Consider the following 23,732-nt stretch of genomic DNA (forward strand, 5'->3'; position numbering starts at 1 on the left):
GGCGCGGCTTTGCCTAGAGAGAGCCGCATGACCACCAGAGCCACCCATCCTTTCGCCGCGATCATCCTTGCCGCGGGCAAGGGCACCCGCATGAACAGCGCGCTCCACAAGGTGCTCCACCCGATTGCCGGGCGGCCGATGCTCGAGCACCTGTTCGAAAGTGTCGCCGCGCTTGGCCCCGAACGCCTCGCCGTGGTGGTGGGCGCCGGGCGCGAACAGATCGAGGCGGCGGTGGGGTCGCGCGCGGCGATCTGTGTGCAGGAGCCGCAGCTTGGCACCGGCCACGCGGTGCAGCAGGCCGAGGGCGCGCTTGCCGATTTTGCCGGCGATGTGCTGGTGCTCTATGGCGATGTGCCCTTCGTCCGGCCGGAGACCATGCGCGCCATGCTCGCGCGGCTGCATGGGCCCGATGCGCCCGCCGCGGTGGTGCTGGGCTTCGAGCCGGAAGACCCTGGCCACTATGGCCGCATCATCGCCGATGATGACGGGCGCATTGTGCGCATGGTCGAATACAAGGATGCCGACGAGGGCGAGCGGGCCTGCCGCCTGTGCAATTCGGGCCTGCTGGCGGCGCGCGCGGAAGACCTCTTTGGGTTGCTCAGGCGGGTCGGCAATGCCAATGCCCAGGGCGAATATTACCTGCCCGATATCGTCAACATCGCCATTGCCGATGGCCGGCCCTGCGCGGTGATCATCGCTGCGAGCGCGGACGAGGTGGCGGGGATCAATTCGCGCGCCGAGCTCGCCGCCGCGGAAGGCCGCTGGCAGGCGGCGCGGCGCCGGCGGGCGATGGACGAGGGCGCCACCCTGATCGCGCCCGAAACGGTGTTCTTCGCCCATGACACGGTGCTGGGGCGCGATGTCACGATCGAGCCCAACGTGTTCTTCGGCCCCGGGGTGGTGGTGGGCGATGGGGTGCTGATCCGCGCCCATTGCCACATCGAGGGCGCGCGGCTTGAACGCGGGGTCAAGGTCGGCCCCTTTGCCCGGCTGCGCCCCGGCACGGTGCTCGAGGAAGACAGCTTCATCGGCAATTTCGTCGAGGTCAAGAACGCCGTGCTCCACCCCGGGGCCAAGGCCAGCCACCTAACCTATCTCGGCGATGCCACGATCGGGGCCAAGGCCAATATCGGCGCGGGCACGATCACCTGCAATTACGATGGCTATTTCAAATATCGCACGGTGATCGGCGAGCGCGCCTTCATCGGCTCCAATTCGGCGCTGGTGGCGCCGGTGACGATCGGGGCCGATGCGATCGTGGCGGCGGGCAGCACGGTGAGCCGCGACGTGGCGCCGGGCGAGCTGCGCATGGTGCGCGCCGAGCAGCTGGTCAAGCCCGGCTGGGCCGATCGCTTCCACGACACGATGAAAAAGAAGAAGGCGGCGGAGAAGAAGGGGTGAGCGCGCCGGGCGAGGGTGAGGACGAGGCGCAGGCGCTGGCGCCGCTTGCCTGCTGGCTCTGCGAGCGCCCGCTGGGGCGGATCGTGCAGTGGCATCACCCCGTGCCCAAGTCGAAGAAGGGCAAGATCAAGGTGCCGGTCCACCCGATCTGCCACAAGACCATCCACGCCAATTTCACCAACAGCGAGCTGGCGCGCATCGGCAATGATCCCGAGGCGATCCGCGCCCATCCGCCGATGGCGCGCTTCATCGCCTGGATCGCAGGCAAGCCTGCTGATTTCGACGCGCCGACGCGCTAGGTCGCGCAGGCGCGGCTCAGGCCTCCTCGAGCCGCCCCTGGGCTGCGCCGCCGCCGGTGGCGATGTAATCGGCCTCCCAGGCGGCAAATTCATCGCGGCTCAGGAGATAGCGCGCCCGGGCCTCGTGAAAGCTGATCAGCCCTTCGTGCACGGCGCGCACCACTTCGTCCTTGCGCGCCTTGGACCAGTGGACCCGGTGGTTGCGGGGCAGGTGGCGGTAGCGCTTGATCGCCTCGGCGATCGAGATGTCCTTCGGGTAGGCCATTGCTGGTGCTCCTCGTCGCATGTCGCCCCCGACGCTGCGCGAGGATTGGGCCAAAGGCTTAACGAGGCCCTGCCGGACAGGGTTAAGGTCGGGTTGAGCAACCGCTCCGTGCTGCACCTGCGACGAGCCGCGGCCAGGTGTCGGGCGGGTTGACACATGGCCTCGATGGCATGACTGCAAGCGCCCCGCCGCGGCGGGCGGGGCGCGCGCGCAAGGGCGCTATTTCGCCGCCGGCGCGTCCATCAGCCGCTGCATCAGATAGACGAATTGCAGCGCCTGGAGCTTGGCGCGCTGGGCATTGTCCACCCCGCCCGAATGGCCCCCGGTGGTGTCCTCGAAATAGAGATAGGGGTGGCCCTGTTCATTCAGCCGCGCGGCCGCCTTGCGCGCATGGGCAGGGTGGGTGCGGTCATCGGCGGTCGAGGCCCAGAGGAAGGGCGAGGGGTATCGGGCGCCGGGGACGATTTTCTGATAGGGCGAATAGGCCTCGATCCAGGCGCGCTCCTCGGGAATGCGCGGATCGCCATATTCGCCGATCCACGAGGCCCCGCGCCCGATCAGGTGATAGCGCAGCATGTCGAACAGCGGGATCTGCACGATCGCCGCGCCGAACAGGTCGGGCCGCTGGGTGAAGGCGGTGCCCACCAACAGGCCGCCCTGCGAGCCGCCGATGATGCCGAGGCGTTCAGGCCGGGTGAAGCCGCGCTGCACCAGATCCTCGGCCACGGCGATAAAATCATCCCAGGTGCGCTGCTTGTTCTCGCGGATTGCGCTCTGGTGCCACTGGGGGCCGAACTCACCCCCGCCGCGCAGGTTGGCGAGCACATAGGCGCCGCCCTTTTCCAGCCACAGCTTGCCGGTGGTGCCGAGATAGGCGGGCAGGCGCGGCACCTGGAAGCCGCCATAGCCGGTGAGCAGCGTGGGGGTGGAGCCGTCGGCCTTCATGCCCTTGGGCTTGACGATGAAGTAGGGGATCAGCGTGCCGTCCTTGCTCGTGGCTTGGTGCTGTTCCACGCTCATGCCCGTGGGGTCGAAATAGGCCGGGCTGGTCTTGATCACCTGCGGATCGGAGCTGCCATCGGAATAATAAAGCGTGGTGGGATTGAGAAAATCGCTGACCGTGAACATCACCTCGTCGGTCTCGTCCGAGGCGGCGGCAATCCCGATGGTGGCGTTGTCGGGCAGGGGCACCGGGCGGCTGACCCACTGGCCATTCTCAAAATTGAAGCGCAGCACCCGGCCCACGACATTGTCGAGCAGCGCCACGTAAAGGCCATTGGCAGTGATCGCGCCGCCCTGCTTGGTCTGGCGCTCGCCCGGCGCCCAGACGAGGGTCTTGCGCGCGCCGTTGGGATCGGCCTTCCATTCCTCCAGATCGACCGCGATCAGGCTGTCGGCGGGGAAGGTCTGGCCATCGACCTGCCAATCGACATCGGTGGAAAACAAGAGGTGCCCATCGACGATGCCATAGGGCGCAGCCTTGGTGGGAATGTCGAGCTGGAGCCAGGCGTCATCCTTCCACACATAATAGAGCGTTTCGTGGAAGCTGATGCCGCGAAAGGCGGTGCGGGCGTGGATCGTGCCCTTGGCATCGCGCAGCAGGCTGGCCCCGGCCCAGACATCGCTGGGCGCGCCGCGGAAGATTTCGGGCGCATCCTCGATCCGCGTGCCGCGCTGCCACACCCGGCTGGTGAAGGGATATTCGCTTTCGGTGAGCGTGCCCTCGCCAAACGAACGGCCGACCAGCAGGGTGTTCTCGTCGATCCATTGCACCCCGCCCTGGCTCTTGCGATCGAGCACGAAGCCGCCTTCGACGAATTGCTTCGTGGCGGTGTCGAATTCGCGCAGGATCGTCGCATCCTCGCCGCCATCCGAAAGCGCGATCATGCAGCGCGTGAGCTTGGGCGGCAGGCAGGTTGATCCCTGATAGACCCATTCGCGCCCCTCGGCCCTGGCGAGCGCGTCGATATCGAGCACGGTCTCCCATTGCGGGGTGGCGCTGCGATAGCTTTCAAGGCTGGTGCGGCGCAGCACTCCGCGCGGGTTGGCCTTGTCCTGCCAGAAATTGTAGAGCCCATCGGGGCGGAAGGAGACGAAGGGGATGCGGTCTTCGGCATCGAAGATCGCCAGCGCCTCGGCCGCGAGCTGCTCATAGCGCGGATCCTGGGCGAGCACCGCAAGGGTGCGCTCGTTTTCCCTGGCGACCCATTCGAGCGCTTCGGGGCTGCGGGCCTGTTCGAGGAAGATATAGGGGTCCTGCTCGGGGCCGGGAACGCCGGGGGCGGCGGTCTCCCCGGCCGCGGCGGGGGTGGCAGAAAGGCTCATGACAAGCGCCAGTGCAAAAGTGGAGACAAGTTTCAAGCGTCCTCTCCATCGGGATGGGCAGGGCGCCCTTGTGCCCGCCGCGTGCGCGCTTGGAAAGGGGCGTCAAGCACAAAGGGCGAGCCAGCGGCCCGCCCTCGTTGGCAATTCGTCGATCGGTCGCGGGGCTCAGCCCTCGACGTGCTCGGCAAGGATGGTGAGGCCCGCCTCGCTCACCTCGGCAAAGCCGCCGCGCACTTCGATCACCTCGGGCGCCGCGCCTTCCCTGGCATAGACCTGCACCGCGCCGTCGCGGATCGTGCTCATGAAGGGCGCATGGCCCTCGAGCACGCCGAATTCGCCCTCGGTGCCGGGGACGACCACCATGTGGACATCCTGCGAGCGCACCAGCCGTGCCGGGGTGACGAGTTCGAAGTGGAGCGCCATTTCCGCTTACGCCTCTTCGGCCAGCTTCTTGGCCTTCTCGACCGCCTGATCGATCCCGCCGACCATGTAGAAGGCCTGTTCGGGCAGGTGGTCATATTCGCCATCGACCAGCGCCTTGAAGCTCTTGACCGTGTCCTCAAGCTGCACGAACACGCCCGGAATGCCGGTAAAGACTTCCGCGACGTGGAAGGGCTGGCTCAGGAACTTCTGGATTTTCCGCGCACGGGCGACGGTGAGCTTGTCCTCCTCGGACAGCTCATCCATGCCGAGAATGGCGATGATGTCCTGCAGGCTCTTGTACTTCTGCAGGATCGCCTGAACGCGGCGGGCGGTTTCATAGTGCTCCTCGCCCACCACCCGCGGCTCGAGCACGCGGCTGGTCGAATCGAGCGGGTCCACCGCCGGATAGATGCCAAGCTCGGCGATCGAGCGGCTCAGGGTGGTGGTGGCATCGAGGTGGGCAAAGCTGGTCGCGGGCGCCGGGTCGGTGAGGTCGTCCGCGGGCACGTAGATCGCCTGAACCGAGGTGATCGAGCCCTTGGTGGTCGAAGTGATGCGCTCCTGCAGCTTGCCCATGTCGGTGGCGAGCGTCGGCTGATAGCCCACCGCCGAGGGGATGCGGCCGAGCAGCGCCGACACTTCCGAACCCGCCTGGGTGAAGCGGAAGATGTTGTCGACGAAGAACAGCACGTCCTGGCCTTCGACGTCGCGGAAATATTCGGCCATGGTCAGGCCCGAAAGCGCCACGCGCGCACGCGCACCCGGCGGCTCGTTCATCTGGCCGAACACCAGCGCCACCTTCGAGCCTTCGGAGATGGCATTGCCATCGGCATCCTTGGCGATGACGCCGGCGTCGAGGAATTCGTGGTAGAGGTCATTGCCCTCACGGGTGCGCTCACCCACGCCGGCGAACACCGAGACGCCGCCATGGCCCTTGGCGATGTTGTTGATGAGCTCCTGGATGAGCACGGTCTTGCCGACGCCCGCGCCGCCGAACAGGCCGATCTTGCCGCCCTTGGCGTAAGGAGCGAGCAGGTCGATCACCTTGATGCCGGTAACGAGGATGCTCGCCTCGGTCGACTGGTCGACGAAGGCCGGGGCCTCGGCGTGGATCGGCGCGGTCTGCTCGGCGCCGATGGGGCCGCGCTCGTCGATCGGCTCGCCCACCACATTCATGATGCGCCCCAGCACCTTGGGGCCGACCGGCACCGAGATCTGCGCGCCGGTGTTGATCACTTCCTGCCCGCGCACGAGGCCCTCGGTCGCGTCCATGGCGATGGTGCGCACGGTGTTCTCGCCGAGGTGCTGGGCGACTTCGAGCACCAGGGTCTTGTCGCCGTTACGGGTTTCGAGCGCGGTGAGGATCGGCGGCAGCTCGCCTTCGAACTGCACGTCAACGACGGCGCCGATAACCTGGCTGATGGTGCCGTTGGTGGTCTGGTTGAGAGCGGGGGCGGTGGCCATCTTTCGTTCCTTGAGCCTAGATTACAGCGCCTCGGCGCCAGCAATGATTTCGATGAGTTCAGTGGTGATCGCGGCCTGGCGGCTGCGGTTGTACTGGATGGTGAGCTTGTTGATCAGCTCGCCCGCGTTGCGCGTGGCATTGTCCATCGCGGTCATCGAGGCGCCCTGTTCGGAGGCCTCGCGCTCGAGCAGCGCGCCGAACAGCCGGGTGCGCACATAGCGCGGCAGCAGTTCGGCGAGGATCTCCTCCTCGCCCGGCTCGTATTCGACCACGGCATCGCCCTTGCCGGCCTCGGCCGGGGCGGGGACGGGGATCAGCTGGGTGACGGTCGGCTCCTGGGCGAGGGCCGACTTGAACACGGGAAAGATAAGGTGCGCGACATCGAAGCGGCCCGCCTCGAACAGGCCGATAAGCTCATTCGCGATCGCCTCGGCCTCGGCAAAGCCCGGGGTCTTGACCGTGCTGGTATCGAAGCCGCCGGTGATGAGGCCGGGAAATTCGCGGCTGAGCGGGGCGCGGCCCTTCTTGCCGACGAGGAAGAAGGTGACCTGCTTGCCGGCGGCCTGCAATTCCTGCGCCTTGGCCTTGGCGGCCTTGACGAGGTTGGAATTGAGCCCGCCGCACAGGCCCTTGTCGGTGTTGACCACCACCAGAAGGTGGCGCTGGTCGGCGCCGGTGCCGGCGAGGAGGCGGGGCGCGCTGTCCCCTGCGACCTTGGCCGCAAGGCTGGCCATCACCGCGGTCAGCCGTGCGGCATAGGGGCGCGCCGCCTCGGCCGCGGCCTGGGCGCGGCGCAGCTTGGCCGCCGAGACCATCTGCTTGGCCTTGGTGATCTTCTGGGTCGACTTGACCGAGTTGATCCGGCCTTTGAGTTCCTTGAGCGAGGGCACCGGACCTGCTCCCTCAGGCGAACTGCTTGGCGAAGGCTTCGAGCGCGGCTTTGGTCTTGGCCTCGGTCTCGCCCTCGAACTTCTTGCTGGTGCGGATCTCGGCGAGCACCTCGGCATGCTCGCGGCGCATGTAATCGAGCATCTGCGCCTCATAATCGTTCACCCGGTTGACCGGGATCGGATCGAGGAAACCGTTGGTGCCGGCATAGATCGAGACCACCTGCTCCTCGAACGGCATCGGCGAGAATTGCTTCTGCTTCAGCAGTTCGGTGAGGCGCGCGCCGCGGTTGAGGAGCTTTTGCGTCGCCGCATCGAGGTCAGAGCCGAACTGGGCGAAGGCGGCCATCTCACGATACTGGGCAAGGTCGAGCTTCATCGAGCCGGAGACCTTCTTCATCGCCTTGGTCTGGGCCGCACCGCCCACACGCGACACCGACAGGCCGACGTTGATCGCCGGGCGGATGCCCTGATAGAACAGCCCGGTTTCAAGGAAGATCTGCCCATCGGTGATCGAGATCACGTTGGTGGGAATATAGGCCGACACGTCGCCCGCCTGGGTTTCGATCACTGGCAGCGCGGTGAGCGAGCCGTGGCCGTTTTCCTTGTTCATCTTGGCGGCGCGCTCGAGCAGGCGGCTGTGGAGATAGAACACGTCACCCGGATAGGCCTCGCGGCCCGGCGGGCGGCGCAGCAGCAGGCTCATCTGGCGATAGGCCACGGCCTGCTTCGACAGGTCGTCATAGACGATCACCGCGTGCATCCCGTTGTCGCGGAAGAACTCGCCCATGGCGCAGCCGGTGTAGGGCGCAAGATATTGCAGCGGCGCCGGCTCGGAGGCGGTGGCGGCCACGACGATCGAATATTCCATCGCGCCGTTTTCCTCGAGCTGCTTGACGATCTGCGCCACGGTCGAACGCTTCTGCCCGACCGCGACATAGATGCAGTAGAGCTTCTTCGTCTCGTCGCCTGAGGCGTTGACTTCCTTCTGGTTGATGAAGGTGTCGATCGCCACCGCGGTCTTGCCGGTCTGGCGGTCACCGATGATGAGCTCGCGCTGGCCGCGGCCGATCGGCACCAGCGCGTCGATCGCCTTCAAACCCGTCTGCACCGGTTCGGACACCGATTCGCGCGGGATGATGCCCGGGGCCTTGACTTCGACCCGGCGGCGCTCGGTCGCCTCGATCGGGCCCTTGCCGTCGATCGGGTTGCCGAGCGCATCGACCACGCGGCCGAGCAGGCCCTTGCCCACCGGCACGTCAACGATCGTGCCCGAGCGCTTGACCACATCGCCTTCCTTGATCTCGGCGTCCGAGCCGAAGATCACCACGCCGACATTGTCGGCCTCGAGGTTGAGGGCCATGCCCTGCACCCCGTTGGCAAATTCCACCATCTCGCCGGCCTGCACCTTGTCGAGCCCGTGGATGCGGGCGATCCCGTCACCCACGCTCAGCACGGTGCCGGTTTCGCTGACCTCGGCCTCGGTGCCGAAATTGGCGATCTGCTCCTTGATGACCTTCGAGATTTCTGCGGCGCGGATTTCCATGTTTCTTCCTTTAGGCCTGCATGGGCACGTGGGTTCGGCTCACGCCCGCATTGCCTGGGCGAGCGCGTTGAGACGGGTGCGGATCGAGCCGTCGATGCGCTGCGATCCGATGGTGACGACAAGGCCGCCCAGAAGCTCGGGATCGACCTTGGTGGTGAGCATGACGGTGCGCCCCTCGCGCTGGGTGAGCTTTGTCTTGAGCGCGGCCAGCTGCTCCGCGCTCAAGGGGTGGGCGCTGGTGACGGTGGCGGCAACCTCGCCGCGCTGGGCCGCGGCAATCGCCTTGAAGGCGCTGATGATCCCGGGCAGCTTGGCAAGGCGGCGGTTGGCGGCGAGCACGCCGAGGAACTTGCCGACCAGCGGGGCAAGGCCCATGGCCTCGGCCACCGCGGCGATCGCCTTGCCCTGCGCGGCGCGCGAAAGCTCGGGATTGGCGATCAGGCCGGCCAGCTCGGCCGATTCGCCAAGGGCCTTGGCGAGGGCATCAAGATCGCTTTCGACCGGCCCGACCACGCCGCTTTCGCTGGCAAGATCGAACAGGGCCGCAGCATAGCGCCCTTCGAGGCTGGCCTTGATTCCGGCGGAATTATCCACGCGCGCTTCATCCTCTCGGATCGTGAAAAGGCAACAAGGGGTGCGATGTATGGCCCGCGGGGAGGCTTGCCCCCGGCGAGGCTGGCGCGCGCCTAGCACCGGCTCTGCCAGAGTGCAAGAAAGCGCCGGGGATTTTGTTGCAGCTGCGAGAAAAAGCCTGGGCCCGGCGCGCCCGGCCCGAGGCTGGGGGGCATCAGGGGGCAGGCCCGGTGACCTCGCAGGTGCCACCCTCAAGCGCGCATTCCTCCTCGTAAAGCGCCATGACCTTGGCGGCGAGTGGTTTGCCCAGCGCCTCGCCATTGAGCGCATGGAGCGCGGCGAGATAGGCGCGGTCGAACTCGGTGAGACCATCGGGCGCGGCCTTGGGCCCATCGCGAAACAGCGTCATCAGCGTCGGCACGGTGATGCCTTCGAGGTCAGCCCCGGGGCGCGGCCCGCCCAGCAGGTGGAGCGTGGCGAAATCGGCCAGCTGGCCCACCTCGACATCGACCAGCCGGCGTCGATCGAACAGCACCACCGCGGTGTCCTTCTGCATCATCACCGTGGGGCGCAGCCGGGGGATGGAATTGGTGCGCAGCTCATTGCCATCAAGATTGCCGAGCAGCACGCCATTGGTGGGGCGCTGGGTCATCTGGCTCCACGAAACCGCCGGTTGCCCGGCAGCCAGCTCGGCGCGGACGGTGCCGAGCGGGCGGTCACGAAACTCGTAGGTCCCGATCAGCGAGGGGCGCTTCTTGAGCAATTGCTCGAAGATCTTCGCCGGCTCATCGACCACGATGATGAAGGCATTGGGGCGGCAATCGGGCTTGGCCGGGGGCAGCTTGGCAATCGCGCCATTGGCGCGGATGCGCGCGGCGATGCGTTCGGCCAGCGGTGGATCGAGACCGGCGACCACCGGGCAGAGCGGATCGAAGAAGCGCGGCGGACGCTCGGTGAACTTCTCGCGGACGGTCAGCCGGCGCAAATCGGTGGTGATGGCGCGGGGGGCAAGCACGCGGTTGCCGGGCACGACGATCTCGCGCGGGCCGTTCGCGGCGGGGCTTTGCCCGGCGGGATCGGGCACCGCGCCGGCATGATCCTGCGCCGCGCCGGGAGCGGCCACAAGCGCCGCGGCCAGAACCGGCCAGAGGCGCCTGGCGCGCGTCCAGAGGGCTTGGGAAAGCATCACAGATCAACATCGTCCTTCGCGCGGCTGAACCCTGGGTGAACGGGTGCTCAGCGGCGCGGGGCGCAGGAATAGACCAGCCTTTCGTTGGGGCGCTCCGGCAGCAGCGCGATGAGCGCCGATTGCTGTTCGCCCAGGATGCGCGCCCCGTCGCTGACCCCGCAGGCCGGCGGGCTATAGGCCGCGCGGGCGGCGCGCGCCTGCTCCAGCGCTTCCTGTCCCAGGAGATAGCGATCGGTGCGCAGGGTGCGGGTGGCCGGATCGAAGGTGTTGACCGCCACCGCCGCATCCTCGCGCGCGGCAAACACCCTTTGCCAGGCGCCGCCGGGGCCAAGCCCATACTGGGTGCGCCCGTTGACGCAGCCATCGGCGGACCATTCAAAGGCGACATCATCGGTGCGCGCGCTCGTCACCCGGCTGCGCTCGGGCACGAGGGTGCAGATGAGCGCGCCCTCGGCGGCGGCGCTGGCACTGGGGGAAGGGGCGGGCGCATCCTCGGCTTCGGCGAGCGCGGCGGCGACCTTGTCCTCGATCGCGGCAAGGCCCGGGCGGGTCAGCCACAGCACCGCCGCAGCGATGAAGGCAAGGCCCGCCACAACGCCGGCGATCGCGGCGCGCCGTCTTGGTGCCGCCGCCTCGGCATCGGTAGCCGTGCCGCGCCAGCGCAGCCCGGCGGCTGCGGCGCCGAGGCCGATGAGCAGCGCGACGAGCGCCAAGGCCATGCGGTTCTCGCGCGCGGCGAGCACCTCCATCTGCGCGGCAAGCTGCGCCTTCTCGCGCAGCGCGCGCTGGCGCTCGGCGCGCTCGGCCAGGCGCGCGCGGGCGGCGGCCTGCTCGGCCTCGAGCCGCTGGCGCTCGGCCGCGTCAAGCTCGTCGAGCGAGCGGCAGGGCAGGGCATTCATCACCGGCTCGACCCCATTGGCCTTGAGAAAGGGCACCAGCTCGCGCAGCGAGACGGCAAAGTAGAACTCGCCATCGCCGCTGCCCGAATCGGTGCTGAAGGAATTGACCCCGACCACCCTGCCGCAGGGATCGAGCAGTGGCCCGCCCGAATTGCCGCGGGCGATGGGGGCGGTGTGGAGGATCGTGTCAAACTGCCGCGCGGGCCGCTCGCCAGAGACGAAGCCGCGCGAGGTCACCGGCGGCTGGGCGCGAAATATGTCTGACATATCAAGCCCCTGGGCAAGGTCGACGGTCATCGGATAGCCCACCGCCGCAACTTCCGCGAGGCCGGTGCCGCCCGCGCCTCTGCCCGCGGCCCCGGCCCCGCTGGCAAGCGCCAGCGGCGGCAGGGCGAGCCTGCCCCCGGTGATCTCGAGCAGGGCAAGATCGTTGCGCGGGCTCACCGCCACCACGCGGGCAAAGGCCCCGCCGGCGCCCTCGGGCGGGACGATGCCGATGCGCAGCGTGTCATCCTGCACCGCCTCGCGCACCACATGGGCATTGGTGACGATCCGAGTGGGGCTGACGGCAAAGCCGGTGCCGTGGCTTACCGGCGCGGGCGCGCCGCCCTCCTCGGCGATGATCACCACCCGCACCACCCCGCGCGCGGCCGCGGCAAGATCGCCCGGATCGGCCGCGGCGGGCGCGGCAAGGCAGACAAGGCAGGCAAGGAGCGCCGCAAGGGCGCGCAGCAGCAGCGGCATGGCGGTGCTTATAGCGGCAATTTCGCCGCGCGCGAGATTGAACGCAAGGCCGGGGGGTGCGCCGCGGCGCGCAAGCTGGCACAATGTTTCACGTGGAACATTTTACGAACATGGATGACGAAGCGCGCTGGCAGGCGGTGAGGACGAAGGACCGGCGGTTCGACGGGGCCTTTGTCACCGGCGTCCATTCGACCGGAATCTATTGCCGCCCTTCGTGCCCGGCGCGCCTGCCGCATCGCTGCAACGTGCGCTTCTACGCCACCCCTGCCGATGCGGAGGCGGCGGGGCTGCGGCCGTGCAAGCGCTGCGCGCCCGATCGCCAGAGCGCTGCCGAAACCTGCGTGCGCGCGGCGATAGCGGCGATCACGGCGCAGGGGCGCATGAGCCTTGCCGAGCTGGCGGGGCTCACAGGTTATAGTGCGACGCATTTTCAACGTATCTTCACCCGCAGCACCGGGCTTTCGCCTGCCGCCTATGCGCGCGCGCTGCGGCAAAGCCGCGCCGAAGCGGCGTTGATTGCGGGGCCAAGCGTGGGCGAAGCGATTGCCGCGGCAGGCTATGCCAAGCCCGATCACTTCTATGCCGAAAGGAAGGGGAGAGAGGGGATGAGCCCCAATGATTGGCGCCGCGGCGGCGCGGGCCGGCGGATCTTCTGGGCGGTGCTGGCGACCTCGCTCGGCGAGATGCTGGTCGCCGCGACCGACAAGGGCGTGTGCTGCCTCGCCTTTGGCGAGGGCGAGGCGCAGTTGCGGGCAAGGTTCCCCAAGGCCGAGCTGGTCGCGGCGGGCGCCGAGATGCGCGATCTGTTTGCCCGGGTGGTCGAGGCGGTCGAGCAACCCGGGCCGCTCAGCGCCGCGATCCCGCTCGATGTTGCGGGCACCGCCTTCCAGCAGCGGGTGTGGGAGGAGTTGCGCCGCATCCCCTGCGGCGAGACGCGCAGCTATGGCCAGCTTGCCGCCGCGCTCGGCCAACCCGGCGCGGCGCGCGCGGTGGGCGGGGCCAATGCCGCCAACCCGGTGGCGGTGCTCACCCCCTGCCACCGGGTGATCGCCGCCGATGGCTCGCTCGGCGGCTATGCCTGGGGGCTTGAAATCAAGGCCGAACTGCTGCGGCGCGAACGCGCGGCGCGGGAGCCGGGGTGACGGTTGGGCGCTAACGGCATCGCGTCGTCACCCCGGGCTTGACCCGGGGGCCTGCTTTCCTTTCCGCCGCCCGATGGCACGCGCCGCAGGCCAAGGCAGCGAGGCCCCGGATCACGTCCGGGGCGACGGGTGGTCAATCGAGTTTCGGCGGCATTCCGGGCTCGCACCTGGCCATGGCGCGTTGGTAGGCCGGGCGTTCCCCGATGCGCTTGAGGTAGGCCTTGAGGTTGGGCAGGTGGTCGATGCTCATGCCGCTCATCGCCCGGGCGGTGGTGAGCTGGAAGCCCATCATGATGTCCGCCGTGGTGAGCTGGCTGCCGCCGAAATAGGCAGCCTTGCCGAGCCGCTCCTCGACGATCTGCCAGCCCTTGGCCACCCGCTCGGCGACGAAGGGGGGCAGCTCGGATGCGCCCATGAACTGCGCCACCAGCGCCATCATGCCATTGGTCATGAAGGTGGCATTGGCCCAGTGATAGAAGAACAGGTGATCGGCAAAATCGGGGTGATCGGGGCCGGGCACCAGCGGTGTGCCGGGCGCATATCTGGCCACGATATAGTCGATGATCGCCCCGCTCTCGCCCAGCACCAGATCGCCATCGGTGATCACCGGGGCAATCCCCATCGGGTGCAGCGCCTTGTAATCATCGGGCGCAAGGCGGTTGTCGGCGCGGCGGGTGTAGAGCTTCAATTCATAGTCCAGCCCCAGCTCCTCGGCGAGCCAGACGATGCGTTCGGATTGCGACAGGCGCAGGTGGTGGATGGTGAGCACGGCTCTCTCCCTATTCGTTTCGCGCCCAGCCTTTGCGCGCAGGCACGAGCGAGTCGAGAAATTTCTCGGCCGTTTCCAGATATTGCGCCTGCTTGGCTTGGCCCATCCGGTCCCAGGTGGCATAGATCCGCCCGATGCGGTGATTGCTTTCAAGCCTCGCGCGGTTGCGCGCCATGAAGTGCCAGTAGAGCGCGTTGAAGGGGCAGGCATCGGGGCCGGTTTTCTGCGCCACCTTGTAGCGGCAGGCAGAGCAGTAATTGCTCATCTTGTTGATGTAATTGCCGCTCGCCGCATAGGGCTTGGTCGCCAGGCGGCCGCCATCGGCATAGAGCACCATGCCCGCGACATTGGGCAGTTCCACCCATTCAAAGGCATCGGCATAGACGGCCAGATACCAGTCGGCGACTTCCTGCGGGTTGATCCCGGCGATGAGGCAGAAATTGCCGAGCACCATCAGCCGCTGGATGTGGTGGGCATGGGCATCTTGGCGGGTGGTGCGGATGCAATCGGCAAGGCAGCGCATCGGGGTCTCCCCCGTCCAGAAGAATTCGGGCAGGGGGCGGTGGGCGGCGAGTTCATTGGCCTCAGCGAGGCCCGGCATCAGGTGCCAGTAGAAGCCGCGCACATATTCGCGCCAGCCGATGATCTGGCGGATGAAGCCCTCTACGGAATTGAGCGGAGCCGTGCCCGCAAAATAGGCAGCCTCGGCCCGGCGGCACAGCTCAAGCGGCTCCAGCAGCCCGATATTGAGGCTGGTCGAGAGCAGCGAATGATAAAGGTCATCCTCGCCCGCGATCATCGCGTCCTGATAGGGGCCAAAAAGGGCAAGGCGCTCGGTGAAGAAGGCCTCGGCGGCTTCGAGCGCCTGAGCGCGCGTCACCGGCCAGGTGAAGGGTTCCAGATCGCCGAAATGATCGGCAAAGCGCCTGGCGACAAGGCCGATCACCTCGCGGGTGATGGCATCGGGGGCGAATTTGGGCGCGGGCGGGGGCCTCAGCCCGGCGCGCGGCGGCTCGCGGTTTTCGGCATCATAGTTCCACTGCCCGCCCACGGGCCGCGCGCCCTCCATGAGAAGGCCGGTCTTGCGCCGCATCTCGCGGTAGAAATGCTCCATGGTGAGGTGCCGACGCCCTGCGGCAAAGCGGGCAAATTCGGCGCGGCTGGCGATGAAGCGGGTGTCGGCAAGGATGGTGACGGGGCAGGCAAAGCGGCCCTGCCATTCCTGCATCGCCTGCTCCACGCGCCACTCGCCGCTTTCGGTGACGCGGATTTCCCGCGGGGCATGGCGTTCGACGGCGCGGGCGAGCTCGCCAGTGAAGCTGCCGGTGTTCTCGGGATCCTCGAGCGTGACGTAATCGACCGCAAAGCCCCGGGCGCGCAGTTCTGCGGCAAAGTGGCGCATGGCCGCAAAGATCAGCACGATCTTCTGCTTGTGGTGCTTCACATAGGTTGCCTCGTCCCACACCTCCATCATCAGGATGCGGGCATCGGCGGGGCAAAGGCCCTCAAGGCTCGATAGACCATGCGAAAGCTGGTCGCCGAGGATGGGGACAAGGATGGGGCTCAGCATGGCGGCGATACGCTTGGGGGCCGGGCGCGGTTTCAGGCGGGGTCAGACGAAGCTGTAGGGATCGATATCGATCCCCACCCGCACCCCGGGGGGGAAGGGGACGCGCGCGATCCAGGCGCGCAGCACCTCTTGCAGCGGGGCGCTGCGGCGCGCGTTGATGAGGAAGCGAAAGCGATAGCGCCCCCGCAGCAGCGCGAGCGGTGCCGGGGCGGGGCCGAGGATGGCGATATCGGGCAGCTGCGGGCGCGCCTCGCCGAGGCGCGCGGCGGCCTCGCGCGCTTCCTTCTCGTCCTCGGAGGAGAGGATGATCGCCGCCCAGCGCCCGAAGGGCGGGGCGCCCGCAGCGCGGCGATCCTCGGTCTCGGCGGCGTAGAAGGCATCGCGATCCCCGCTCGCCAGCGCCGCGATCACCGGCGCGTCCGGGTGGCGGGTCTGGATCAGCACCTCGCCCGGCTTGGCCGCGCGCCCGGCGCGCCCGGCGACCTGGGCGATCTGGGCATAGGTGCGCTCGGCCGCGCGCAGATCCCCGCCTTCAAGGCCGAGATCGGCATCGACCACGCCGACCAGCGTGAGTTCGGGAAAGTGGAAGCCCTTGGTCACCAGCTGGGTGCCGATGATGATGTCGATCGCCTTGTTCTCGGCCGCGGCGATGAACTGCGCGGCGCGTTCGGGGCTGCCAAGCGTGTCCGAGGTGGCGATGGCCAGCCGCGCCTCGGGGAACAGGCCGCGCACCTCCTCGGCGATGCGTTCGACCCCGGGGCCGCAGGCCACCAGGCAATCGGCCTCGCCGCATTCGGGGCAGGCGCCGGGCACGCCGGTTTCAAAGCCGCAATGGTGGCAGGCCAGCCGCTCCGAGAGGCGGTGCTCGACCAGCCAGGCGCTGCACGCCGGGCATTTGAAGCGGTGCCCGCAATTGCGGCACAGGGTGAGCGGGGCATAGCCGCGGCGATTGAGGAACAAGAGCGCCTGTTCGCCCCGCTCGAGCCGTGCGCTGAGGGCCTCGATAAGCGGTGCGGCCAGCCAGCGCTGGCGCCCCGGCTGATCGCGGGTGAGATCGATCAGGCGCACGCCGGGCAGGCTTGCCCCGCCAAAGCGGCGCGGCAATTCGCAGCGCTGATAGACGCCGATCGCGGCCATGTGCAGGCTTTCAAGCGCCGGGGTGGCGCTGGCGAGGATCACCGGCACACGCTCGAACCGGGCGCGCATCACCGCCACGTCGCGGGCGTTGTAGCGCACCCCGTCATCCTGCTTGAAGCTGACCTCGTGGGCCTCGTCGACCACGATCAGCCCGAGCCGGGCATAGGGCAGGAACAGTGCCGAACGCGCGCCCACCACCACCTGCGCCCCGCCATCCTCGGGCGGCTGCACGATCGCGCGCCAGGCGCGGCGGCGCTGGCTCGACTTGAGCGAGGAATGCCACAGCACCGGGGCAGTGCCGAAGCGCGCGGCAAAGCGGGCGAGCACGTTTTCGGTAAGCGCGATCTCGGGCAGCAGCACCAGCACCTGCCGGCCCATGGCAAGCGCGGCGGCGATGGGTTCGAAATAGGTCTCGGTCTTGCCCGATCCCGTCACCCCGTCGAGGAGGAAGGGGGCAAAGTCTGCGGCCCTGACCGCGGCGGTGAGCCGCGCGGCGACCGCGGCCTGCTCGGCGGACAGCGCGGGCGGGGCGTGATCGGGATCGAGCCGGGGGAAGGGCCGGTCGATCGCGACGCTGACCGGCACGATCAGCCCGGCCCCGATCATGCCGCGCAGCACGCCTTCTGACACCCCGGCACTGGCGGCAAGCTCGCGCAGGCTGCCCTGCGCGCCCGCCAGCCGTTCCAGCGCCGCCTTGCGCTTCGGCGTGAGGCGGGCGGGCGCCGGGGCGGCGGCGAGCCGGTATTCGGTGACGCGGCGCGGCCCGGCCAGCGCGCCGCCGCTCGCCAGCGCCATGCGCGCAACGCTGGCAAGCGGCGCGCAATAATAATCCGCGGTCCATTCGATCAGGCGCCGCAGCGGCGCTTCGAGCGGGGGGACGTCGAGCACTTCGAGGATCGGGCGCAGCCGTTCCGGCGCCACCGGATCGCCGGGCAGCACGCCCTCGTCCCACACGATCCCCGTGACCTTGCGCGGCCCGAGCGGGGCCACCACCACGCTGCCCGGCGGCGCCTCCACACCCTCGGGCAGGCGATAATCGAGCGGGCCGAGCGCGGCATTGAGGACAAGAAGGCGCACGCGGTTCATCCTGGCGCCATATGGGGCGCGGCAAAGCGGTGAGGCAAGGAGGGATGCCCGACTTATGACCATGCCCATTTCCCCGCCCATTGCCCGCCCCATCGCCCGCCGCCAGCTCATCGCCGGGGCCGCGGCGCTTGGTGGCCTGGTGCTGCTGCCTGGCTGCGCCGGCACCGCCGGGCCTTTGAGCCTTGAGGAAGCGGTGCGCCGCCTGCTGCTGGTCGCCAGCGAGCGCGCCTTTGCCCGGCTGACTGCGCCGGGGGGCGTGTGGGACGAGCAGATCGCCCGGCTCGATCTGCCCGCGCTCCTGGGCGGGCGCGGCGAGGTGCTCGCGCGCATCCTCGGCTCGGCGCGTGTGCGCGGCGCGCTCGAGGCGCGGCTCGCCGATCTGGCCATCGATGCCTCCTATCGCGCTGCCCCGGTGGTGGCCGATGCGGTGCGGGTGATCGGGGTGAGGAACGCGCTGGCCATCATCCGCGGCGGGCCCGATGCGGCGAGCGCCTACCTGCGCGCCGAGATGGGCAGCGCGCTCATCGATGCGATCCTGCCCGAGTTGGGCGAGGCGCTCCGCCTCAGCCGCGATCCGCTGATCGGCGATGTGGTCGCGCTGCTCGCCGGGCCCGAGGTTGCGGGGATGGCCGAACGATTCGGCCGCGCGGTCGAGGATGCGATCTGGGACGAGATCGCGCGCGAGGAAGCCGCGATCCGCGCCGACCCCGAGGCCACCCGCGATCCGCTGCTGATCGGCGTCTTCGGCGCGGGCCAGCGGCTCTAGCGGCTAGAAGCGGTAGGTGATGGCTGCCTGCGGGATATGGCTGGTCTTTGCCGGGCGCGCGCCACGCGGGAAGATCACGAGCCAGTAGATCGCCCCGACATCGAGATTCTTGCTGAGGCGGTGGATCAGGCTTGCCTGCATCCGCCACTGCTCGGTCGAGGCGCCCTGGCCTGATCTGCGCCCCTGCAACAGGCCAAGCCATTCGACCCCGGCGGTCGCGCGCCAATCCTTGGCCAGCGGCTGGCCGTATTGCACCCGCTGGCGCAGGCGCAGCTCCATCCGATCGGCGCCGTCGAAGAAGCGCTGCTCGAGCCGGGTGCGCGCCTCGATCCGCCCGAGCGTGAAGCTCGCCTGCTGGTGGGTGCGCAATTCGGTCAGCCCCGCAGCTTCGACCAGCATCACGCCCCCGCCGATCCGGGTGTTTTCGCCCACCTGCTCATCGATCGCGATGCGGATGGTCTGCTGGTCGGCGCCCACCTCGCGCGCGGAGCGCCAGCGCTGGGAGGCATCGAGCGTGAGCGTGGTGCCATCACCGATCTTCCCGGTGGCCACGGTATTGAGCCAGAATTGCGAGTCCTCGTCCGCGGCGCGCGCTTTGGATGGTTGCCAAGCGGCAAAGCTGGCGGCAAGCAGGAGCAGGCATCGCGCGGCGGGCTGAGTCACGCCGCGGCGCTTAGCCGCCGCGAAGCCCGGTCGCCACAGGAATCCGAAAAGAGAGCTTGCATGAAATTCTTCGTCGACACTGCCGAAATCGAGGCGATCCGTGATCTTGCCGCCACCGGGCTGCTCGATGGGGTGACGACCAACCCCTCGCTGATCGCCAAGTCGGGCCGCGATTTCAAGGAAGTGACCGCCGAGATCTGCCGCATCGTCGATGGCCCGGTGAGCGCCGAGGTGGTGGCGCTCGATCACGCCACGATGATGAAAGAGGCCGAGGTGCTGCGCAAGATCGCCGACAATGTCTGCATCAAGGTGCCGCTCACCGTCGATGGCCTCAAGACCTGCAAGGCGCTCACCGGCGATGGCACCATGGTCAATGTCACGCTGTGCTTTTCGGCCAATCAGGCGCTGCTTGCGGCCAAGGCCGGGGCGACTTTCGTCTCGCCCTTCGTCGGGCGCCACGATGACAATGGCTTTGACGGCATGGAGCTGATCCGCGACATCCGCCTCATCTATGACAATTACGCCTTTGCCACCGAGATCCTGGTGGCAAGCGTGCGCCACACCAACCACGTGCTCGAGGCCGCGCGCATCGGCGCCGATGTGATGACCGCGCCCCCTGCGGTGATCCACGCGCTGTTCCGCCACGTGCTCACCGACAAGGGGATCGAGGGCTTCCTTGCCGATTGGGCCAAGACCGGCCAGAGCATCCTCTAGCGCGCGCACGAAGCCCATGGCCGAACAAACCCCGCTCGATCGCTTCAAGCAGGCGCTGACCAGCGCATCGCGGGCGATCGCGCGTGATGGCGAGGTCGAGATCGCCTGGAGCGCCGATGCCCCGGGAAGCGCGGGCAACCGCTTTCGCGTGCCGCTGCCCGGGCGCGATCTGCCGCCCGAGCAGGTGCGCGAGGCGCGCGGCTTTGCCGACAGCTTCGCGCTGAAACTGCGCCATCACGATCCTGCGCTTCATGCCCGCGGCGCGCCGCCCGAGCCGATCGCGCGGGCGTGCTATGACGCGATCGAACAGGCGCGTTACGAGGCGCTGGGGGCCAACCGCTTCGGCGGGATCAAGGCCAATCTCGATGCCGCCACCGAACTGCGCACCGCCTCTGACCAGATCGTGCGGGCGCAGAACTCCGCCGAAGTGCCGCTGCAGACCGCGCTGGCGCTGCTGGTGCGCGAGGCGCTGACCGGGGAGGCCGTGCCCGAAAAGGCGCGCGGCGGGATTGCGCTGGTGCGCGACTTTCTCGAAGAGAAGGTCGGCGGCGATCTTGCCGGCCTTGCCGAGCGCATGGGCGATCAGGCGGCCTTCCAGAAGCTCGCGCTCGAGATGCTGCGCGAGCTTGACCTGACCCGGCCCGCCGATGCCCCCGATGCCGGCGAGAATGACACCCCCGATGACGAGGACGCGCCCAGCGACGAGAGCGCGGGCGAGGACGAGAGCGAGGGCGCGGGCGATCCCCAGGCCGCCGAGATGGCCGGCGAGATGGCCGAAGGCGAGGGCGATGGCGAGCAGAGCGCCGAGGCCGAGGCCCAAAGCGAGATGGGCGAGGGCGATCCGGGCGAGGAGGGCGATGGCGCCAAGGCCCCGGTGCGCCCCAACCGGCCGCAAGGCGAGATCCCGGCGGGGCTCGACTACCGCGCCTACACCACCCGCTTCGACGAGGAGGTGGCGGCGAGCGACCTGTGCGATCCGGATGAGCTTGATCGCCTGCGCGCCTATCTCGACAGCCAGCTGACCGGCCTGCAAAGCGTGGTGACGCGGCTTGCCAACCGCTTGCAGCGCCGGTTGATGGCGCAGCAAAACCGCAGCTGGGATTTCGATCAGGAGGAAGGCGTGCTCGATGCCGCGCGGCTTGCCCGGGTGATCGTCTCGCCCGGCACTGCGCTCTCCTACAAGGTCGAGCGCGATGTCGAATTCAAGGATACGGTGGTCACCCTGCTCATCGACAATTCGGGCTCGATGCGCGGGCGGCCCATCAGCATCGCCGCGATCAGCGCCGATATCCTTGCCCGCACGCTCGAGCGCTGCGGGGTGAAGACCGAGATCCTGGGCTTTACCACCCGCGCCTGGAAGGGCGGGCAGAGCCGCGAGGCCTGGCTCGCCGATGGCAAGCCGCCCAATCCGGGGCGGCTCAATGATCTCAGGCACATCATCTACAAGCAGGCCGACGAGCCCTGGCGCCGGGCGCGGCGCAATCTCGGGCTGATGATGCGCGAGGGGCTGCTGAAAGAGAACATCGACGGCGAGGCGCTGATGTGGGCCCATGCCCGCCTGCTCGCCCGGCCCGAGGAGCGGCGCATCCTGATGGTGATTTCGGACGGCGCGCCGGTCGATGATTCAACCCTCTCGGTGAACAGTGCCGGTTATCTCGAAGCGCACCTCAGAAGCGTGATCGCATGGATCGAACGCGCTTCGCCGGTTGAACTGGTGGCGATCGGCATCGGCCACGATGTCACCCGCTACTATCGCCGCGCGGTGACGATCATGGACGTCGAGCAATTGGGCGGCACGATCATCGAGCAGCTCGCCGAGCTGTTCGAGGATGAAAAGGGCGGCAAGTCTCGTTGACACCGGTGCGCGCTTCCCATGAAGCATTGACGCATTGCCGCGTTTGCCTCATATCGTCTTCTCACACCGTTTCTGGGGCGCTCACTTGAAATCATTCCTGTTCGTGCTGCTGCTCCAGGCAGCTGCGCCCGAGATTACGCAGAGCGGTGAAAACCCCGCTGTCGATGCCATTCCTGCTGAAGCGGCACCTGATGCTGCGCCCCATACCGCAACCGAGGTCCTGCTTCCCAAGGCCACCCCGGTCGTGATCGCTGTCGACAAGGAAGTCGGCTCGAAGATCAGCGTGGCCGGCGAGATGTTTCCGATCCGCCTTGCCCAACCGGTCGAGCTTGACGGAGTGAGCCTGCTGCCCGCCGGAATCACCGGAGAAGGACAGGTCGTCCACGCGAAGAAAGCCGGCATGGCAGGCTCGGCGGGCGAACTGATCCTTGCCGCGCGCTATCTCGATTACCACGGCCGACGGATTGAACTCAGGAGCTTCAAGTTCATCGAGGAAGGCGACGAGATTCTCTCGCGCGGGAAAAACAATGTTGATCTCGCCTCGGCCACCAACGCTGCGATCGGGCCGCTCGGCTTCTTCATCAGCGGGGGCAACACCACCATCGCGCCGGGCACGCTCGCCTCGGCGAAGACCAAGAATGACGAGACCTTTGCCGTGCCGGCGGAAACCGCCGCCGCCCCGGAAGAAGTCAAGTGACAGGAGAATAGAATGAAGAAGTTTCTGGTGGCACTGGCTTTCGCGGCGGCAGCGCCGGTGGCGATGACCGCTTCGGCTCCGGCCGCTCTGGCGCAGGACAAAGCTGAAGGCGAGTTCAAGATCCCCACGCCGCCCGAAGGCAAGGGGCAGGTGATCTTCTATCGCACCGGCGGCATCAGCGGTGCGGCGCTCGGCTGTGCGGTGTTCGACGCTGGGGCCGAGGACAAGCTATCCTCGCTCGGCGCGGGCAAGTATTTTGTGCTGGTGTCCGACCCCGGCCCACGCAGCTTTACCGTCAAGTCGCTCGAGGCCAAGGACGCGATGACGCTGGAGATCGAGGAAGGCGAAACCCAGTTCGTGCGCTGCAAGATCAAGGCCGGTTTCATGTCCGGCCGCGCCGACATTGCTCCGAGCAATGAAAGCGAGTTTCGCAGCAAGTACAAGACCGCCAAGCTGGTCGATGCCGACGATATGTCGGCCGAGGTCAAGGCCATGAACTATCCCCAGTAACGCGCGATCCGGTCGGGGATCGGGGTAGGCGGCGCCGCTGGCGATTTTGTCGCTTGCGGCCCTTGCCTTGGGCGCGGATGAAGGCGTCCGTCCCGAATGCCAATGATCGGAAGAATCACGTCATGACTGTTACCGAAGCTGTCACCACCCGCCGTTCCGTCCGCCAGTTTCTTGATAAGCCGGTGCCCTATGAGGTGATCCACCGGGTGATGGACAAGGCCCGCTGGGCACCTTCGGGGTGCAATTACCAGCCCTGGCAGGCCACCATCCTCACCGGCCAGCCGCTTGCCGACCTGCGCGCGCGCATCGCCGGCCAGCCGCTGGGTGAGCTCGAATACAGCTGGGACGCACCGGCTGCGCACGAGGAATACAAGGCCCGGCTCGGCGGGGTTTCGGCCAAGATGTTCGAGGCGCTCGGCATCGCGCGCGACGACACCGCCGGGCGCATGGCGGCGATGGCGCGCAACGCCACCAATTTCGACGCGCCGGTGCTGCTCTTGTGCTATTTCCCGCGCTTCATGCTCGAGCCGCAATGGTCGGACACCGGCATGTGGCTCCAGACCATCGCGCTCCTGCTGCGCGAGGAGGGGCTGGATTCGTGCTTCCAGGAATTCATGGCCTTCTATGCCAAAGAGATCCGCGCGTTCCTCGGCCTCGATCCCGAAAGCACGATGTTCTTCTGCGGCATGGCGATCGGCTATCGCGATCCGGATGCGCCGGTGAACAATTTCGCGCGCGAGCGGGTGCCGCTCGAGGAGCAGGTGCGCTTCCTCGGCTGGGATTGACGCGGCGCGCCGGCGCAAGCAA

General features: G+C 68.0%; 22 protein-coding genes. 9 read left to right on the plus strand and 13 right to left on the minus strand.

The features are described from left to right. Positions 1–27: 27 nt before the first annotated feature. Together glmU and G524_RS0106260 are read left to right on the plus strand one after the other, a co-directional pair. Positions 28–1,401, plus strand: a complete 1,374-nt coding sequence (gene glmU / locus G524_RS0106255) for a bifunctional UDP-N-acetylglucosamine diphosphorylase/glucosamine-1-phosphate N-acetyltransferase GlmU (protein ID WP_027442946.1) — start codon at positions 28–30, stop codon at positions 1,399–1,401. Beyond that, positions 1,398–1,700, plus strand: a complete 303-nt coding sequence (locus G524_RS0106260) for an HNH endonuclease (protein ID WP_245561310.1) — start codon at positions 1,398–1,400, stop codon at positions 1,698–1,700. Before glmU ends, G524_RS0106260 begins: the two co-directional genes overlap by 4 nt. Positions 1,701–1,716: 16 nt before the next feature. Here G524_RS0106260 and G524_RS0106265 read toward each other — a convergent pair whose 3' ends face one another. From G524_RS0106265 to G524_RS0106305, 9 genes are all read right to left on the minus strand, one after another. Beyond that, a complete protein-coding gene (locus tag G524_RS0106265) occupies positions 1,717–1,965 on the minus strand; it encodes a DUF1153 domain-containing protein (RefSeq protein ID WP_027442948.1) in 249 nt (82 codons plus the stop codon). A gap of 219 nt (positions 1,966–2,184) precedes the next feature. Next, a complete protein-coding gene (locus G524_RS0106270; RefSeq protein WP_084625078.1) occupies positions 2,185–4,290 on the minus strand; it encodes a prolyl oligopeptidase family serine peptidase in 2,106 nt (701 codons plus the stop codon). Positions 4,291–4,455: 165 nt separating this feature from the next. Next, positions 4,456–4,713, minus strand: coding sequence for an ATP synthase F1 subunit epsilon (locus G524_RS0106275; RefSeq protein ID WP_027442950.1), 258 nt, complete (start codon positions 4,711–4,713; stop codon positions 4,456–4,458). A gap of 6 nt (positions 4,714–4,719) precedes the next feature. Then, a complete protein-coding gene (atpD, locus tag G524_RS0106280) occupies positions 4,720–6,177 on the minus strand; it encodes a F0F1 ATP synthase subunit beta (RefSeq protein ID WP_027442951.1) in 1,458 nt (485 codons plus the stop codon). Between the two features lie 21 nt (positions 6,178–6,198). Then, positions 6,199–7,068 (minus strand): F0F1 ATP synthase subunit gamma, encoded by an 870-nt coding sequence (locus G524_RS0106285; protein ID WP_027442952.1) that lies wholly within the window; start codon positions 7,066–7,068, stop codon positions 6,199–6,201. A gap of 13 nt (positions 7,069–7,081) precedes the next feature. Next, entirely contained in the window at positions 7,082–8,611 is a 1,530-nt protein-coding gene (gene atpA / locus G524_RS0106290) for a F0F1 ATP synthase subunit alpha (RefSeq protein WP_027442953.1), read from the minus strand. Between the two features lie 39 nt (positions 8,612–8,650). Continuing rightward, positions 8,651–9,205: a F0F1 ATP synthase subunit delta gene (locus tag G524_RS0106295; RefSeq protein ID WP_027442954.1), complete on the minus strand. Its 555-nt coding sequence runs from the start codon at positions 9,203–9,205 to the stop codon at positions 8,651–8,653. 193 nt (positions 9,206–9,398) lie between these two features. Then, positions 9,399–10,370 (minus strand): hypothetical protein, encoded by a 972-nt coding sequence (locus G524_RS0106300; protein ID WP_027442955.1) that lies wholly within the window; start codon positions 10,368–10,370, stop codon positions 9,399–9,401. 50 nt (positions 10,371–10,420) lie between these two features. Beyond that, complete coding sequence (locus G524_RS0106305; protein WP_027442956.1) at positions 10,421–12,016, minus strand: S1 family peptidase; 1,596 nt, start codon at positions 12,014–12,016, stop codon at positions 10,421–10,423. A 110-nt stretch (positions 12,017–12,126) separates the two neighbouring features. Here G524_RS0106305 and G524_RS0106310 point away from each other — a divergent pair, with 110 nt between their 5' ends. Then, positions 12,127–13,158 carry a bifunctional transcriptional activator/DNA repair enzyme AdaA gene (locus tag G524_RS0106310; RefSeq protein ID WP_245561311.1) on the plus strand — a complete coding sequence of 344 codons (1,032 nt, stop codon included), beginning with the start codon at positions 12,127–12,129 and terminating at the stop codon, positions 13,156–13,158. A 133-nt stretch (positions 13,159–13,291) separates the two neighbouring features. Here G524_RS0106310 and G524_RS0106315 read toward each other — a convergent pair whose 3' ends face one another. The 3 genes from G524_RS0106315 to G524_RS0106325 are packed head-to-tail and all read right to left on the minus strand — an operon-like array spanning position 13,292 to position 17,720. Then, positions 13,292–13,927, minus strand: a complete 636-nt coding sequence (locus tag G524_RS0106315) for a glutathione S-transferase family protein (RefSeq protein WP_027442958.1) — start codon at positions 13,925–13,927, stop codon at positions 13,292–13,294. 10 nt (positions 13,928–13,937) lie between these two features. Beyond that, positions 13,938–15,497 (minus strand): cryptochrome/photolyase family protein, encoded by a 1,560-nt coding sequence (locus tag G524_RS0106320; RefSeq protein WP_027442959.1) that lies wholly within the window; start codon positions 15,495–15,497, stop codon positions 13,938–13,940. Between the two features lie 42 nt (positions 15,498–15,539). Further along, positions 15,540–17,720, minus strand: a complete 2,181-nt coding sequence (locus G524_RS0106325; protein ID WP_027442960.1) for a primosomal protein N' — start codon at positions 17,718–17,720, stop codon at positions 15,540–15,542. 55 nt (positions 17,721–17,775) lie between these two features. Between G524_RS0106325 and G524_RS0106330 the strand changes: the two genes are divergently transcribed. Next, the gene (locus tag G524_RS0106330; protein ID WP_027442961.1) at positions 17,776–18,486 is read left to right on the plus strand and encodes a DUF4197 domain-containing protein; all 711 of its coding nucleotides are present in this window, start codon (positions 17,776–17,778) and stop codon (positions 18,484–18,486) included. Positions 18,487–18,489: 3 nt separating this feature from the next. Here G524_RS0106330 and G524_RS0106335 read toward each other — a convergent pair whose 3' ends face one another. Beyond that, a complete protein-coding gene (locus tag G524_RS0106335) occupies positions 18,490–19,149 on the minus strand; it encodes a DUF2490 domain-containing protein (RefSeq protein ID WP_051220948.1) in 660 nt (219 codons plus the stop codon). A gap of 60 nt (positions 19,150–19,209) precedes the next feature. On the opposite strand from G524_RS0106335, the gene fsa reads away from it, so the two are divergent. The 5 genes from fsa to G524_RS0106360 all read left to right on the plus strand — a co-directional run bounded on the left by fsa (position 19,210) and on the right by G524_RS0106360 (position 23,710). Next, positions 19,210–19,863, plus strand: coding sequence for a fructose-6-phosphate aldolase (gene fsa / locus G524_RS0106340; protein ID WP_027442963.1), 654 nt, complete (start codon positions 19,210–19,212; stop codon positions 19,861–19,863). A 16-nt stretch (positions 19,864–19,879) separates the two neighbouring features. Beyond that, the gene (gene cobT / locus G524_RS0106345; RefSeq protein WP_027442964.1) at positions 19,880–21,718 is read left to right on the plus strand and encodes a cobaltochelatase subunit CobT; all 1,839 of its coding nucleotides are present in this window, start codon (positions 19,880–19,882) and stop codon (positions 21,716–21,718) included. A gap of 85 nt (positions 21,719–21,803) precedes the next feature. Continuing rightward, positions 21,804–22,415: a hypothetical protein gene (locus tag G524_RS16275; protein ID WP_156894032.1), complete on the plus strand. Its 612-nt coding sequence runs from the start codon at positions 21,804–21,806 to the stop codon at positions 22,413–22,415. A gap of 12 nt (positions 22,416–22,427) precedes the next feature. After that, a complete protein-coding gene (locus G524_RS0106355; protein WP_027442965.1) occupies positions 22,428–22,925 on the plus strand; it encodes a hypothetical protein in 498 nt (165 codons plus the stop codon). A 122-nt stretch (positions 22,926–23,047) separates the two neighbouring features. Beyond that, positions 23,048–23,710 carry a nitroreductase gene (locus G524_RS0106360; RefSeq protein WP_027442966.1) on the plus strand — a complete coding sequence of 221 codons (663 nt, stop codon included), beginning with the start codon at positions 23,048–23,050 and terminating at the stop codon, positions 23,708–23,710. Positions 23,711–23,732: the final 22 nt, after the last annotated feature.

Source organism: Erythrobacter cryptus DSM 12079 (assembly GCF_000422985.1).
GTDB classification, from domain to species: domain Bacteria; phylum Pseudomonadota; class Alphaproteobacteria; order Sphingomonadales; family Sphingomonadaceae; genus Erythrobacter; species Erythrobacter cryptus.